The organism is Micromonospora sp. WMMD964 (assembly GCF_029581455.1).
In the GTDB taxonomy this organism is placed as follows: domain Bacteria; phylum Actinomycetota; class Actinomycetes; order Mycobacteriales; family Micromonosporaceae; genus Micromonospora.
Window position 1 is genome coordinate 3699155 of the sequence record NZ_CP120860.1, and the last position, 15448, is coordinate 3714602.

Consider the following 15448-nt stretch of genomic DNA (forward strand, 5'->3'; position numbering starts at 1 on the left):
CACTCATCGCCGTGGCCGGGCACCGGACCTGGGCGGGAGCCACCGGTCCACGGGCCTGGGGCTGGTGCCCTCAGTCCAGCAGCCCTCTGGTGCGACGGGACAGGTCGGCGAGCCGTTACTGGCCGCGCCCGCCTCGCTGTCCGGGTCGGCCAATCCCTCGTCCGCGACGAACGGCCGAACAGTGCCCGTTGCCGCACCTGTGTCCGGGAATGAGGGTGACAGGAAAAGCGTGGCTGCGGTGAGATAGCGCCGCATCCGTAACGCGATGGGTCGTGGCGCCAAGGAGCAGCCTCGAACCCGACTGGGCAAGCGGCGGGGAGAGGACAGCTATGCAACTGGTCGCGGGCGAGCCGATGGAGTACCTGGGCGGTGACTTGGTCATCGAGGTGGACCATCCGGCGGTGCGGGCGTTGGCTGGTGAACTGCGCGCGGCGCATCCGGACGACGTCGACGTCATGCGGGCCGCCTTCGAATGGGTTCGTGACCGGATCCGGCATTCCGTGGACGCCCAGGATCCGCGGATCACTGTCACCGCCGGCGAGGTCCTCAGCGCCGGCGTCGGCCTCTGCTATGCCAAGTCGCACCTGCTGGTGGCCGTGGCCCGGGCCGCCGGCGTTCCGGCCGGGTTGTGCTACCAACAGCTGACCGACGGGGGAGAGCCCTTTCTGCACGGCCTCGTCGCCGTGTACCTTGCGGGCCGCTGGCATCGCCAGGACCCGCGCGGCAACCGCGCCGGCATCGACGCCCAGTTCCGGCTGGGGCGTGAGCAACTGGCCTATCCGATCACCGACGGGGCGGCCGGTCTCGACTTTCCTGAAGTGCACGTGCGACCCTCGCCGAATGTGATCGCAGCCCTGCGCGGTGCTCGAGACGCTCTTGAACTGTGCCGCGCCGGGTTGCCCGCTACGCCCTGAGTCGGGACAGCGGATGTGGCTATCCGCCCTCGCGCTCTCCTCGGCTCTCGCGGCAGGCCACCGGAATTCTGCGGCCTGTATCCTCATGCGATCCGATCGTCGAAGCAGCGCAACGCTGCCTCGACGGTGCACCTGTTTCGGCCGGAGGTCAGGTGGCCTCCACGCGATCCTCACGCGGCTCCACGCCGTCACCAGCGAGCAAGGTGGCGACCACCTTTCGAGCGGCGGCACCGGCACGTTCGCCAAGAAGCTCTCGCTGCCGGCGGTTGAATGTCAGGATCGCGTCTTCCCACGCCGCGGCACGATCCGCAGCGGTCACCGTGACACCGTACTTCACGGACAGCGAGCAACCTCGCAACACCTTGGCGCTCAGTGCCTCGATACCGAGATCCACCTTCTTGAGCCCGTGCTCCTGCGCGTAGCGGAGCGGCTCGTAGAAGCACGTGTTGAAGTAGGGCGCCCCGGCGCGGTCGGCGTCCGCCCGCACACCGAACCAGGGTATGACGAGCGTGTCGTTCTGGACGAACCCCGTCGAGGCCGCGGTCAACGCGCCCGTTGTGTCGTGCACGAGGAAGTGGACGCATCGCTCACCGAACCGCGTCTGCAACGCCTCCAGCATCGCCTGGAACTCCTCTGGAGGCGATGGTGGGTAGCCATGGCGTCGGTAGGTCTCCTCGGCCAGCACCGAGATGTCGGCGAGTGGCTCCGGCCCGGTGGACACAGTGCACGTCAGACCGGCCTGGGCGAACATCCTCCGCTCACGCCTTACGTCAGGCCGCCGACTGTGCGGCAGGTGCGCCACATAGCCGTCGAAGTCATCGCCGACGACGTCCAGTCGTGCGGTGACGTTCAGGACGGCCGCCGGAACGTGCGGTGCGAAGCCGGCGCGGGCGAGCGCGTCGATCGTGCCCCGATCGACGTTCATGAGGAAGGCGCCCACGACATCCCGGGCCTCCACGGACTCGCGCAGGAATCCGCTGAGCGACGCACCGACGGCCGCGCGATCGTCCGGTCCCAACCACGAGGCGAGGAGCAGGCCGTCGTTGTGGTAGCCGTATGCCGCGCCGACCAGGATGACCGTGCCGTCCGCCGGTGATCCCTCTACCGCGATTGCCTGGTCCTGCAGAAGGGCGGGCAGGCTGAAAGTCTGGCCGGTGTTGCGCAGGGGCCCTCGGTAGAGCGGCAGCGCGGCGGCCAGCCGCCCTTCGTGGTGCCACAGCAGATAGCTGCAGCGAAGCCGGACACGTTCCTCAACGAACCGCAGCCAGGGTTGACAGCTGAAAGCCGATTGCGATTCGGTCAGCTCATTCCAGTCGTTCTCCGGAATGTCCCGCAGCGACCGAACCTGCGTCATGACAACCAATTGTCTCCCCCACGCCAAACGTCGATCCGACTCCGAAACGGGGCGCTCGGCCCGTCGTCACAGCCACCCATCCTGGATTCTTCTCACCACCTCGGCACGCAGCCGGTCGGACAGGGCGTGCCCCTCGGGCAGCTTCACGAACCCGACGTCGCCGGTGAGCACCTCGTGCCAGCCCTGTACCTCTTCCACCGTCGTCACGGCGTCGTGCTCACCCGCGATCAGCGTGACCGGGCTGGAGAGTGTCAGGTCCTGGTGCTCGTAGCGGCCGAGCAGTTCGAGGTCGTGGCGCAGCAGCGGCACGAGGAGATCGACCAGGTCGACGTGCTCCAGAACTCCCGACGGCAGCAGTTCGGCGGCCACAAGCTCGGCGGGGGTAGCGGACGCGAGGTGACCGTGCAGCGCCGGCCGGGTCGGCGGACGGCCGGCGGACAGGAAGACATGGCTGCTGGGCCGGCCCGCCGCCTCGAGTCCCCGCGCCACCAGGAACGCGGTCAACGCACCCATGCTGTGTCCGAAAAGGATTACCGAAGCGCAGTCGACAGTGCTGATACTCGTCACGATGTCACGGACCAGGCTCGTCCAGTCGCCGACGGGTCGCAACGGCTCACCGCGCAGAGAACCTCGTCCGGGTAGATCCACACCCGCCACGATCAGGCGCTCCGGTACTTTTCGGGCCCATGGACGAAAAAGGGCGGCGCCCGCACCCGCCGGAGGCAGGCAGACGAGAAGGTGATCTGACGGCCCGACAGGACGGGTGATGTCGAGTCGCGCCCGGGTTCCGATCCTCACCGGCGATGCCTCACCCGCCGTCCAGCTGCCGCCCAACACGCCACCCCCAGGTGCAATCGGCTCCGGCGACCATACTGGACATGGCAATCGGCGCCGACCGTGGACAAGCCACTCGATCGGGTGCCGGGGTGGGCAGGATACTGTACATCCTCCGGTCGCCTCCGGAGGGGTGCGAGCCAGTGGACAACACCACACCCGCGGTGGTCCCAGGGAATCCCCGTCCGCTTCATCCATGAGGGGCAATGACCGGGGGTCAGTATGGCCTATCATCGATACGGATCGGATGAAGGATCTGGATTCACGGCGCCGCTTTGTGGTTGACGGACATCCATCGTCCTCTTAGTGTCCAATGGAAGCATGATCATTGTTCGCGGCGTACCGGCCGGCTTGGGCCGCTATGCCGCCACCCGTCTCGAACTCTGAGGTGCATGTGACCGTGACCGATTCCCAGCAGGATCTCGAAGAGATCGTCATGAGGCTGCTGCGCAAGGCGTTGCAGTCCGACGAGCTGACCGTCACCGACAATCTCGTGGAACACGGTCTGGACTCGCTCGTGGCCACCCGATTCATCGCGGACCTCCGCAAAGAGCTCGGCATCTCGATCCCGCTGGTGGAGATTTTCGAGGTCGACAACGCGCAGGAGTTCACCGAGTCGCTGCGAGAGCTGCTGGCGGAGCAAGCCGCGACTGCCTGACTGGCCGTCAAGGCGTACGCATATCACACGGGGGAGTTCTAGATCAATGTGCGGCATCGCAGGCATCTGCAACTTCACGCGCGATCTGTCCCAGGAACACGATCTGGCCGATCGCATGGGCAAGACGCTCGAACACCGTGGGCCGGACTCGGACGGTTTGTGGCTGCGCGACCACGTCTTCCTGGCCTTTCAGCGGCGCGCCGTGATCGATATCGCGGGCGGCGGGCAGCCGATGATCGCGTACGAGGACGGGCGAACTCAGTGCGTGCTCGCCTACACCGGTGAGATCTTCAACTTCGTCGCGCTGCGTGACGAGCTCCGAGCGCGTGGGCACCGGTTCGAGACCCAGAGCGATACCGAGGTCGTCCTGCGCTCCTACCAGGAGTGGGGGCCCGCATGCGCGGAGCGCCTCCGCGGCATGTTCGCCTTCGCGGTATGGGACGACATCACTGAGAAACTCGTCCTCATCAGGGACCGATTCGGCATCTACCCGCTGTTCTACAGCACCACGCACGACGGCGAGTTCGTGTTCGGGTCCGAGACGAAGGCCATCTTCGCCAGCGGACTGGTCGATCCGGTCGTGGACGCGGACGGCATGGCGGAGGTGCTCGGATTCACCCCCACGCCCGGCAGGTCGCCCTTCCGCGACGTTCGGGAGGTCGCTCCCGGCGAGGTGGTCTGTTTCAGTCGTCAGGGCCTGAAGGTGACCCGCTACTGGGACGTGCCGGTGCGGGAGCACACCGACGATGAGCAGACGACCGTCGAACGGGTGAAGGAGATCCTCGCAGACACCGTAGCGCGACAACTGGTCTCCGACGTCCCGCTGTGCTCGCTGCTCTCTGGTGGTCTGGACTCCAGCATCATCACCGCGCTCGCCAGCCGTGGCGGCTCACCAACCGGCCGGGCGCTCAAGACCGTGTCCATGGAATACGCCTACCATCTGGCCTCGTTCCGGCCGGATGAGGTGCACGCCGACCCTGACTCGACACACGCCAAGCGGGTGGCGGAGCTGCTCGGCACCGACCACACCGAGTTCCTTCTGACCGCTGCGGATCTGGCGCTGGAGGATCGGCAGCGGGCCGTCGTGCACGCCATGGAGCGCCCGGTCGTCGGGCTCGACATGTATACCTCCCTGTTCGACCTGTCGACCAAGATCCGACCCATGGCGACGGTGACGCTGGCCGGCGACGGCGCCGACGAACTGTTCGGTGGCTACATCTGGTTCCATGACGCCTACTACAGCAGCGGTGACAGCTTCCCCTGGCTGGTCGCCTCGCAGGGCACCGAGATGTTGAGCGGCCTGCTGGATCGCGACCTCGTCGGCAAGCTCCATCTCGACGAGTACACCCGCGACCGGTATGTAGACGCGCTGCGGGAGACACCGCTGTCCGGTGCCGAGTCGCCGCAGGAGAAGCGTATGCGGCAGCTCACCTACCTGGCTCTGACGCGGTATCTGCGAGTCGTCCTGGACCGCCGGGACCGTTTGGGCGGTGCGGTCGCCGCGCTCGAGGGGCGGGTGCCCTTCGTGGACCACGAGCTGGTCGAGTACGTCTACAGCGTGCCGTGGTCGCACAAGAGCGAGAACGGCGAGAGCAAGACCCTGCTGCGCCGCGCCGCAGCGGGCTTGTTGCCGCCGTCGGCTCTACAGCGACCCAAGTCGCCCTATCCGGTGGCGCAGGACCCGGCCTACCGCGCCCGCCTGACACAGCAGCTCGCCGCCCTCGCGGACGGCGGTAGCCCGGTGCTGCCGCTGCTCGATGCCGATCGGCTGAAGGCGGTACTCCACGAGCCGTCCGGCGGACTGCGTCTCGGGGTCACACGGACCAGCATTGAGGCTGTCATCCAGCTCCACTACTGGCTCACGGACGCGAACGTCACCATCGCGGTGTGATGGGCGTCCAATCGACCGGGCACTGGGTGCCCGCCAGCGCCACGCAACGCGGCATGTTCGTACTCAACGCGCTCGCCGCCGGTCATGCCTACAACGTGCCGACGGTGCTGCTGCTCCGTGGTGACCTGAAGATCGATCGCCTCCGGTGGTGCGCGACGACTCTGGCCGGTCGGCACTGCTTGTTGCGCACCACTCTGCACGAACGGGATGGCGAGGTGTGGCAGCGCATCGGCGACAGGACCGAGGCCGCGCAGGCCTACGAGTTCGTCGAGGAGTCCGGCGCCGACCCCGTGGACCGTGCGATCAAGCACGCCAAGCGACGCTTCGACCTTGCTGCCGGGCCGCTGTGGCGCATCGTGATCGTCCACGATTCCTCCGACCCGACCCGGCACGCTCTGGGAGTCACCTTCCACCACGCGATCGTGGACGAGGTGTCCGCGCAGATCTTCGGCGCGGAGCTGTCGGCTCTCTATGAGGACCCGAGCAGCCGGCTGCCGGAGCAGGTTCCCTCGTACGCCGAGTACGCCCTGGAGGAGGCGGCCAGCGGGGAGCACGCGGCCGAGCGCGGTTTCTGGCGCCGGCAACTGCGCGAAGCCTCGCCGTTGGAGCTGCCGTATCGGCAGGTCAACAGGGCGGCCATCGATCCGTTCACGGGCGCTCAACATGTGTTCCACCTGGACGGCGCGGCCGCTGAGAGCCTGCAGCGGGCCGCGACACGTCATCGAACGACGCCGTTCGTCATCGCCTGCAGCGCGTTCGGGCTGGCTCTGGGCCGCGCCTGCTCGACCGGTGACGTGCTGATCGGCAGCCCGGTAACGGCACGCCCGGAGAAGTACGCACAGACCTTGGGGATCTTCTCCAACACCGTGCCGATCCGGTTCCGCCACAAGGCGAGGGACAGCGTTGCGGATGTCCTGGCCAGGACTCGCCGGACGGTCTTCGCCGCGCTCGAGAACGCTGCTCTCCCCTTGGACCAGATTCTGTCGGTTGCCCGCCTCTCGCAACTGCCGACAGCGGTTCCCGCTCTGCAGGTCGCGATGTTCTACAACCGCACGGAGTTCAGCGGGGACTGGCGGTTCAGCGGGCTCAGTGCTCGACCGGCCGAGTTCGGCTGGGACGCCACCGGCTTCGACCTGTCACTCAACGTGGCCCGGCAGGGCCACGGTTATCGATGCGACCTGACCTACAACCCGCTGCTCCTGGAGGCCACTCCGATCCGCACGCTCGCTGGGCTCTTCCGGCGGGCTCTTGCCCACCTGTGCTCGGCCGGGGCCGACGACCTCGCCGAGGCCCCGCACGGGGATTCCGAAGTCACCCCGGAGCGGCAGGCCGCCGTACCCGCGCCGGTCGAGTCCGGTCGCTCGTCTCTCGCCACCGTGCCGGCCCGGTTCGGAGACCTCGTCGAGAGATTCCCCGAGCGCACGGCGGTGGAGACCCGCACGTCCGCGGTGACGTATGCCGAATTCCACCGGTTGGCCCGTGCTCGGGCGGCCACGCTGCGCGGCGCCGGTGCCGGCCCCGGCGCCGTGGTCGGGGTCTGCCTGCAACGGGATGTAGAGCTTCCGCTCGCAGTCATGGCGATCTGGCTGAGCGGCGCCGCGGCGCTGTTGCTGGAGCCTGTGGAGCCGCCGCGGCGCCGGGCGGAGTTGCTGGCCCGTGCCGGCGCGCAGTTCCTGGTGCAGGACGGCCCCACCGTTGCGGCGGAGGTCGCCGCCACCGGTGTCCGGCTCGTCGACCTTCAGGACGGTCCCACGGAACCCGGGCGGCTGCCGGCCCAGAAACTCGATGACGCCGCGATGGTGATCTTCACTTCGGGTAGCTCCGGTGCCCCGAAGGGAGTGGTGCTCACTCACGCGAACCTGGCGGATCATGTCGAGCACCAGCTCGGCCCGCTGCTCCGGATGCACGACGCGGGCCGCCCGCACCGCGTCGCCGGGGTCGCGGCAGTGTCGTTCGACATCTTCCTGAGTCATCTGCTCGCCAGCTTCGCGCTTGGCAACACCCTCGTCCTGCTCTCGGACGAACAGCGCGGCTCGCCCTCGGCTCTAGTGGAACTCAACGAGGACCCGGCGACGGCCCTGACCTTCTACGAGACCACGCCACGCCTCATGGCGGTGTTGGTCGAAGCCGGCCTGCTCGGCAGCGCGGTGCCTCCCTCACTCGTCGTCATCGGCGGGGAGGTCCCGTCCCGGACGTTGTGGGACAGCCTGGCGGCATCGAGCGTGCCGGCCTACAACACCTACGGCCCGACCGAGTGCACCATCGACTGCACCATCGGATCCGTACGCGAGCTGGCCACACCGTCCACCATCGGCAGGGCGTACGGCCGTAACCGGATATATCTGCTCAACCGGGCCGGGCTGCCTGTGCCGCCCGGCTTCATCGGTGAGATCTGCGTCAGCGGACCGGGTGTCGCGGACGGATACCTGGAGGCCGACCCCGCCGACGCACAGCGGTTCCGAACCCTACCGTTCGCCCCCGGGCAACGCGCCTATCTGACCGGGGACCTGGCTCGCCGCCAGGACGGTGGGGCGCTCGAGTTCCTCGGGCGCCGGGACGACCAGGTCAAGATCCGCGGATACCGGATCGAACTGGGCGAGGTGGAGGCGGCCCTCGAAGCGCACCCTCTGGTCCACAGCGCCTCGGTCGTGGTCCTGGACGGCGTGAGCCTGGCCGCGCTGCTGGTGCCCGAGGGGCCCCAGCCGGAGACGGATGAGGCTACTCTGCTCGACATCGTCGCCGAGCGGTTGCCCGCATTCATGGTGCCGAAGTGGATCCGGTGGGCCACCGAATTACCGCAGTTGACGAGCGGGAAGGCCGACCGCTCGGCGGTGGCTTCGATGCTGCGACTGCGGCTCGCCGAAGACGGCACGCCACCCGCCACGATGGCCCCGCTGACCGCGGAGGAGCAAACGGTCGCCGACTGTATGCGCGGGGTGCTCGGAGACCGGCACATCAACGCCGTCACCGACTTCTTCGACAGCGGCGGAAACTCCATACTGGCGCTGACGTTGCTGGTCCGTCTCGAACAGGCGACCGGGGTACGGCTGCCCCTGGCGCACCTGATCCGGCATCCCACACCAGCGGGTGTCGCTCGACTGCTGCGGGACGCGGCCGTCGCCGAGCCGGGAACCCCGACGCTGCTGCGTTCCGGGGACCCGCGCCGGCCGGCCGTGCTCCTGGTCGCGCCCCCGACCGGAACGATGCTCGCGTACCGCGACCTCGTCGCCGCAATGCCCGCCGGCGGAAGCGTCTTCGGGCTCCCCTGGCCCGCTGGTCCGGCGACTCCGACGCTGAACGACGCTCTCCGGCTGGTTGCGGGCCACCTGCTCGAGACCGTCGCCGCGCCGGGGTGGACGGTGGTCGGCTGGTCACTGGCGTGTGAGGGCGCGCACACACTCGCCAGGCTCCTCCACGCCGGCGATGAGCGCAGCGTTTCCCTCGTGCTGCTCGACGGACGAGCGCTCGACTCCGCGGATCGCCAGCACCTCTCCGAACTCCGACGGAGAGCGGTGAGCACCGGTGAGCTGGCGCACTCGATCGGCCCGGAACCGCGGATGGGCGAGTTGCTCGGCTCGCTCGGTGTCGGTCCGGAGGTCATCGAGACCATCGAACCGGACGAGGTACGGCGAATGCTGCCGGTCTGGGCGCAAGGGCTGCAACAGCTCGCGTCACACGACCTGGGCCATCATCACGGTCCTGCGTTGCTGCTCTGCGCCGAGGATGCCGGCCCAGGCGGGCTCTCGGCCGCCGAGATGGCGCAGACTTGGCGGGCCAGAACACCAGCGGTGGTCGCCATGACGACCCCGGGTGACCACTTCAGCATGCTCAAAGGTGAATTGGCGCAGCGTACGGCGAGCCGGATATCGGAGTGGCTGGTCCAGCTGACGGCCGGGGGAGTAGCCGCGCGATGACGGAGAAGACGAAGGTCGCCGTACCGGGGCGGCATTCCGTGTGGGCCCTCGGGGCCAGCCTTTCCTTCTTCGGTGACGAGATGCTCGTCCTGGTCTTCGCCATCTGGATTGAGAAGCTCACCGGCTCGATCACGTCAGCGGGCATGGTCTTCTTCGCCTACCTGGTGCCCGCTCTGCTCGCGCCGGCGACCGGGTTGCTGGCCGACCGCCGCAGCCGAACCTGGTTGCTGATCCTGAGCGACATCCTGAAAACGGCCTGCATCCCGCTGGTCCTGCTGGTCCACGGCGCCGACGACGTGTACATCCTCTACGCCATCATCATCGTGATCGGCATCTGCGGATGCCTGCAGGGTGCTGCTGCCAGCGCCTTGCTGGTAAACACCATCGCCTCGGACAAACTCGCCCGGGTGAACTCGATGTTCCGGGCCGGACGAAACGTCGCACTCTTCGCCGCCCCGGCCGTCGGCGCCGTGCTGTATCAGCAGTCGGGCATCGCCCTGGCCGGCGTTGTCGCTGCGGCGTGCTACCTCGGGTCGGCGGCGGCGGTGGCGGAGTTGCGCCACCTCGAGACGCCGCCGAGTCCGAGCGGTGACAGGTTCATCCGGGAACTGACCGCCGGCGTGACCTACCTACGGGCCAATCGGCCGGTCGGGCGCATCGTCGTACTGGTCAGTGTGGTCCTGCTCATCGTCGGTGGTATCGACCCCGTCCTGCTCGACGTCGCCAAGGACAGCTTCGGCAGCGCCGCTTCGGTCGGTTGGCTGTTCAGCGCCAGCGGGATCGGGTCGGTGCTGGGCGGGTTCGCGTGCGTACATCTGAGTTCACGGACGACGTCACTCAGGTTGCTGCGTGGAGGCCTGCTCGTCGTCGGGGTGGGCAACCTGTGCCTGATCTTCGGCGAACGAATCGTCGCCCTCCTCGGCTGCGTGGTCATGGGCGCGGGCTTCCCGGCAGTGCTGGTCGGCTTCTACACCATCTTGCAGACCGGTAGCCGAAACGAGGTACAGGGGCGGGTCTTCGCGGCGGCGGACACGCTGCGCACGGCCGCGCAGGCAGCCTCCGTCGCTCTGGTGGCGTTCCTCGTCACGCGAGTGCCGTACCAGGCCGTTCTGATCGGCATGGCCATCGCAGCCGCGGCCGGGGCGATCGTGCTCTCTGCCGGCCGGGCACCGAAAGACGAAGGGCAGACATCGATGATGACGAGACCGGGTTCGGGCGTCGAGGGCGATGGCGCGGCGCCGGCACCGGCCGGAGGCGGCGCATGAGCCTGGTGTCGAAAATCCTGCAGGCGTGCCGCGACCACGCGGCACAGCCCGCCGTGATCGACGGCGACGAGGCACACACCTACCGCGACCTGGAGCAGATGTCCGCTCGGGTCGCCGCGGGACTGCAGAACATGGGATGCCGGGTCGGCGACATCGTCGCCGTCGAGATGCCGCGTTCCTTCGAGTTGTACGCGAGCATCCTCGGCGTCTGGCGGGCCGCATGCGGGGCGAACGCGATCGCGCCGTCGGGTCCGCCGGACCGGCGCCGTCTCGTGCTCACGCAGTCCGCGACGAGGGTCGTGCTGGTCCGACCCGACGACGTCCCGCAGTCCGCGCCCGTCGCGGATGTCCGTTATCTGTCGACTGAGGACCTGCAGGAGGGTGGCCACCCCCCGCGCGATGTCGACGGTGCCAACTCCTACGTCGTCGCCACCTCAGGCTCGACCGGGCAGCCCAAGTGCGTCGTCCTCGGGCCCGCCGCTCTCGACGGCCTGGCGGTCTGGCATGCCGACACCTGGAAGCACGAAGTCGCGCCGAGGACGCTGGCGTTGGCATCGGTCGGCTTCGACGTGTGCTTTCAGGAGATGGCGGCCACCCTCACGGTCGGCGCGGCTCTCGTCGTGGTGGACGACCAGACCCGTCGGGACTCGTTCGCTCTGCTCAGGCTGATTGAGAAGCATGAGGTGGTCCGGGCCTTCATGACGGTCGCCTCGCTGCAGATGTTGGCAATCGCGGCCGACGCCGTCGGCGGTCCACCCGCCTGCCTGCGGGAGATCGTGCCGTCGGGTGAGCGCCTGGTGCTCAACGACGAGGTCCGCGAACTCTGCGCCGTGCACGGCATTGTGCTGGTCAATCAGTACGGGCCCAGCGAGACGCATGTCGTCACCGAATACCGCCTCGATGGGCCGCCGGCCGGCTGGCCGGTGTATCCGCCCCTGGGCACTGCGGTGGGGGAGGCTGACCTGCTCGCTCTTGACGGCGACATCGTTCGGCCGTTGCACGAGGGGGAGGAGACTGAGCTCGTCATCTCCGGGCCCATGGTCGGGCACGGCTATCGCGGCGACCCCGAACTGACCTCGGCGAAGTTCCGCGAGTATCAGCACGAGGACGGCAGCCGCCGCCGGTGCTACCGCAGCGGCGACACGGTGCGGCTGCAGGACGGCCTGCTGCACTTCACCGGACGAGTCGACGAACAGCTCAAGATACGCGGTTACCGGGTGGAACCCGGGGAGGTGGAAGCCGTGCTGTTGCGGGTGCCCGGTATCCGGCAGGTGGCCGTGCTCGGTGTACGGACGCACGGCACGCTCGGCCTGGTCGCGGTCGTCACCGAGAAAGAACCCGGCGCCGTCACCCGTAGCGCCCTGGCCGCAGCCCTCACTGACACACTGCCCGACTACATGCATCCGCGCCGGTTCCTGCGGTTGAGCGAATTGCCCATGAACACCAACGGCAAGGTGGCCCGGAGGACTCTGACGGAACTGGTCGAATCCGGCGGCGGCAGTGACGTCGACGCCTGAACCTGGTCTCGCGCTCACTCCCGCCCAGGAGGCGATCTTCGCGGAGCAGCAGGTGCATCACCAAACCGTGCACGGCGGCTTCCTGGCGGTCACGATGCGGGGCCCCGTCGAGCCGGACGAGGTGGAGCAGGCCTGCCGCCGAGTATGCGCGCGGCACCCGGCGTTGCGATCTGTGGTGGTGTGGGGTGATCGGCCCAGCTGGGCACCCTCGACCGCCGACCTGCCCCCGATCGCGGTCGCCGATCTTCCCTGTTCCCCCGGCGACGAACGCGAATCTGCGGTGCGCTGGTACGTGGCCCACGGCAGCACCGCGGCGTGGGACCTGGAGAAGGAGGTGGCGATCCGGTTCACCCTCCTCCGCCACGGCGGGCAGAGGTTCACCCTGGTCGTGGGCGTACACCACATCGCCTTCGACGGCCGATCCAAGTTCGTCTTCGCACGTGACTTCAACGAGGCCCTCGGCCGGGTAAGAGCGGGCGAGGCCGCGCCGCCGCCGGTGCTGGAAGTGCACCGCGGCGTCGAGCCCGCACCGGTCGATCGCACCCTGAACAGCTATTGGCGTCGTGCCGCGATATCGTCCCTGCCGGAGCTGCTCCTGCCGGACGCGGCACCGGCTGTCGGTCATCGAGTGGGTAGCACCGGCCGCTACGACGTCGCACTGACCGACATCGAGCAGTGGCGGGACCTGGCGCCCGGCTCGAAGCCGACCCGCTTCACCTGCCTGCTGGCCATTCTCGTACGGCAGCTGCACGAGTACGGCAACCGGAATTTCGTGCTCGCGGTCCACACCGACACCAGCAGCCCGGCGAGCCGCGGTGACATCGGATTACAGGTGAACACAGTGCCGGTACACGTACGGCTGCCGCAGCGACTGAGCCCTCGACAGGCCGTCGCCCGAGCCGTCACTCTCGCCGAGCACGTCCGCCGCTACCGCCATGTGCCGTTCTCCTGGCTCGGCCGCGCCCTCAAGACCGTGGACGGTCCGGTCGCCGTGGGCAGCGCGCTGACCTGGCTGTCATTGTCCTACACCCGGCCGCCGGTGAGTCTGCCGGCCGTGCCGGGCATCGATCTCACATGGGACTTCTTCGCTCCGAACTCGTCACGGTCGTTCGACCTCGTGCTGCAGTTCCGCGATGAGGGTGACGCCCTCTACGGCCGACTGGACTACAACGACGGCGTCCTCTCGCCAGCGGGCGCGGACCGGTTCATGCGGGCCTTCCGCACCGGGTCGGCTCCGGGCCGTCGGCACGTCGGCCGGCCCGGGGTGCCGCCAATGGTCCCGTCCCCCGGCGGGTCGGCGCCGGAGCCGGACCGTGTTCTCAGCCTGACCTGCGACGGGCTCGCACCCGCCACACGGCAGCACGATCGGGCGGTCGCACAGCTGCGGGCCGCCAGGGAGATCAGCCCTGCGGTGAGCTGGTGGTTGCAGGTCGAGACGAACGATGGCGGCCGAGATGCCCGGGCGGCTCTCGGCCGACACGTCCGCACGTTGCGGAGCAGCACCGGGGCGCCCGGAGTGGTGTGGAGCGATCCGCACGCCTGCGGCGGTCTCACGACGGTGCCGGCCGAAGGATCCGTGCTCGTGCTGCCGTTCGCTGCGTCCGGGGCCAACGCCATGATCAACGACCTGATGGCCGCAGGCTGGGCGGTCCTGCTCGCCTACGACCTCGGACCGGATCGTCGGGCCACCGCCTACCTCCGATGGGGATCCCAGCGGGAGCATCGGCTGATCGTGCCGACCGGGCACTGGCGGGTGCAGGCGCCGGACGGTGCCCCGTGCCCGCTGTTCGTGGTCGGTGAGATCACCTGGCGGCCGGTTCCGGATGCCGACTGGCGGAGTACGGGGTTCCTGGGCCGTCGGGTCTCCACCGACGAGCTGCGCGTCACCGGTCTCGTAGCACGCCGGGTGCGGTACGCCCACCGCGCCCTGCATCTGGAACACGTCGAAAGGGTAGCGCTCAGTTCGCCCGCAGTCTCCGCAGCGCATGCCGTCGTCACCGACGAATGGGGGGATAGGAGCCCAGGCCCACATGTCATCGTCAACTGTGAATTCCATCATCCCCCGGAGGTGCGCGAGCTCAGGGAAATCCGGCGGGCGACTCTTGCCGCGATGCCGCGGAGCTGGTCGCCTCCCAAAATTGTCACGGTTTGATGCCCTCAAGCCAAAGAGGTATAGAAATGAGTAGTAACCACGCCGTACTGCTGAACCAGATCTCGCGCCTCGGGCCGCTGGACCGCGACCTCTTGGCCGCCGTTGCCGACGAGGTCCGCGCAATCACCACCGGATGGGCGGTCAATTACGGTGACTATCAGTCCGGTGGCTGGTACACGCTATCCCTGATCAACCCGAGCGGGCAGTCTGAAGATGTCACGATCCACGACGGACACGGGGTGCCCACCGAAATCTTGGAAGGCATGCCGAACACGAAGGCTCTGCTGGCGTCCCTGCCCCTGGACATCATGTGGGTCCGGCTCGCCCGGCTGGAGGCGGGCGCCTATCTATGGGAGCATCGCGACTACGGTGAACTCTCCGAGGTGGACCACTTCCGCCTGCACGTACCCCTGGTGACGAACCCGTCGGCGGTGCTGGCCATCGACGGCCACACCATCAACATGCAGGTCGGCGACCTGTGGCGGCTGGCCCCGGTCTTCCGGCACGGCGTATGCAATGTCACCGGTCCTGAACGTATCCACATCGTCATCGACTGTTACGAGACCGAGGAGTTGTCGAAAATCCTCGCTGCCGGCCATCTGCTGCCCGACGACGTCAAACCGCTGCCGCCGCTGGAGCCCATGGCGCTGAAGCAGGAGTTGGCGATCGCGTCGGAGCTGCTGGCCGGCGGTTTCGCCGAGCAGGCTGAAGAGCACCTGCTGAAGCTCTTCTTCCGCTTCGACACCGACGACGCACAGGGCTACCACCTCATCACACAGATGTACGCGCAGGCTGGCGACGCCAAGAAGGCCGACGAGTGGCGCGAGCGCCGGGCCGTCCTGATGGGCGAGGGCGTGGGGTAGCTCTCGTCGTGCCGGCCTCCGGTGCGGCGGCGCGTTCGCCACCACATCGGAGACCGGCCCGTGGTGTGGTCGGTGCGGCCGCTCGC

10 protein-coding genes are annotated in these 15448 nt (G+C 68.4%); 8 read left to right on the top strand and 2 right to left on the bottom strand.

Annotated features, from left to right (window positions below; all coding sequences use genetic code 11):
- Positions 1-329 precede the first annotated feature (329 nt).
- Positions 330-914, top strand: coding sequence for a transglutaminase family protein (locus O7616_RS17065; RefSeq protein WP_282302878.1), 585 nt, complete (start codon positions 330-332; stop codon positions 912-914).
- A gap of 148 nt (positions 915-1062) precedes the next feature.
- Here the strand turns inward: O7616_RS17065 and O7616_RS17070 are convergent, their stop codons facing one another.
- Complete coding sequence (locus tag O7616_RS17070; protein WP_282302879.1) at positions 1063-2268, bottom strand: GNAT family N-acetyltransferase; 1206 nt, start codon at positions 2266-2268, stop codon at positions 1063-1065.
- Positions 2269-2334: 66 nt separating this feature from the next.
- The gene (locus tag O7616_RS17075; protein ID WP_348773819.1) at positions 2335-3336 is read right to left on the bottom strand and encodes a thioesterase domain-containing protein; all 1002 of its coding nucleotides are present in this window, start codon (positions 3334-3336) and stop codon (positions 2335-2337) included.
- A 166-nt stretch (positions 3337-3502) separates the two neighbouring features.
- Between O7616_RS17075 and O7616_RS17080 the strand changes: the two genes are divergently transcribed.
- From O7616_RS17080 to O7616_RS17110, 7 genes are read left to right on the top strand one after another with little or no spacing between them, the layout of a single operon-like run.
- Positions 3503-3760: an acyl carrier protein gene (locus O7616_RS17080; protein ID WP_282260513.1), complete on the top strand. Its 258-nt coding sequence runs from the start codon at positions 3503-3505 to the stop codon at positions 3758-3760.
- Between the two features lie 46 nt (positions 3761-3806).
- Positions 3807-5651: an asparagine synthase (glutamine-hydrolyzing) gene (gene asnB / locus O7616_RS17085; protein ID WP_282260511.1), complete on the top strand. Its 1845-nt coding sequence runs from the start codon at positions 3807-3809 to the stop codon at positions 5649-5651.
- Positions 5651-9565, top strand: coding sequence for an amino acid adenylation domain-containing protein (locus O7616_RS17090; protein ID WP_282302881.1), 3915 nt, complete (start codon positions 5651-5653; stop codon positions 9563-9565). The genes asnB and O7616_RS17090 overlap by 1 nt, the downstream gene beginning before the upstream one ends.
- Positions 9562-10830, top strand: coding sequence for an MFS transporter (locus O7616_RS17095; protein ID WP_282302883.1), 1269 nt, complete (start codon positions 9562-9564; stop codon positions 10828-10830). The genes O7616_RS17090 and O7616_RS17095 overlap by 4 nt, the downstream gene beginning before the upstream one ends.
- Positions 10827-12347: an amino acid adenylation domain-containing protein gene (locus O7616_RS17100; protein WP_282302886.1), complete on the top strand. Its 1521-nt coding sequence runs from the start codon at positions 10827-10829 to the stop codon at positions 12345-12347. The genes O7616_RS17095 and O7616_RS17100 overlap by 4 nt, the downstream gene beginning before the upstream one ends.
- Positions 12331-14499 (top strand): condensation domain-containing protein, encoded by a 2169-nt coding sequence (locus O7616_RS17105; RefSeq protein WP_282302888.1) that lies wholly within the window; start codon positions 12331-12333, stop codon positions 14497-14499. Before O7616_RS17100 ends, O7616_RS17105 begins: the two co-directional genes overlap by 17 nt.
- Before the next feature lie 26 nt (positions 14500-14525).
- Complete coding sequence (locus O7616_RS17110; RefSeq protein WP_282302890.1) at positions 14526-15362, top strand: aspartyl/asparaginyl beta-hydroxylase domain-containing protein; 837 nt, start codon at positions 14526-14528, stop codon at positions 15360-15362.
- Positions 15363-15448: the final 86 nt, after the last annotated feature.

Coding starts and splice junctions, on each gene's coding strand:
- O7616_RS17065 (WP_282302878.1), top strand. CDS start 330: ATGCAACTGGTCGCGGGCGAGCCGATGGAGTACCTGGGCGGTGACTTG.
- asnB (WP_282260511.1), top strand. CDS start 3,807: ATGTGCGGCATCGCAGGCATCTGCAACTTCACGCGCGATCTGTCCCAG.
- O7616_RS17070 (WP_282302879.1), bottom strand. CDS start 2,268: ATGACGCAGGTTCGGTCGCTGCGGGACATTCCGGAGAACGACTGGAAT.
- O7616_RS17100 (WP_282302886.1), top strand. CDS start 10,827: ATGAGCCTGGTGTCGAAAATCCTGCAGGCGTGCCGCGACCACGCGGCA.
- O7616_RS17110 (WP_282302890.1), top strand. CDS start 14,526: ATGAGTAGTAACCACGCCGTACTGCTGAACCAGATCTCGCGCCTCGGG.
- O7616_RS17090 (WP_282302881.1), top strand. CDS start 5,651: ATGGGCGTCCAATCGACCGGGCACTGGGTGCCCGCCAGCGCCACGCAA.
- O7616_RS17075 (WP_348773819.1), bottom strand. CDS start 3,336: ATGATAGGCCATACTGACCCCCGGTCATTGCCCCTCATGGATGAAGCG.
- O7616_RS17095 (WP_282302883.1), top strand. CDS start 9,562: ATGACGGAGAAGACGAAGGTCGCCGTACCGGGGCGGCATTCCGTGTGG.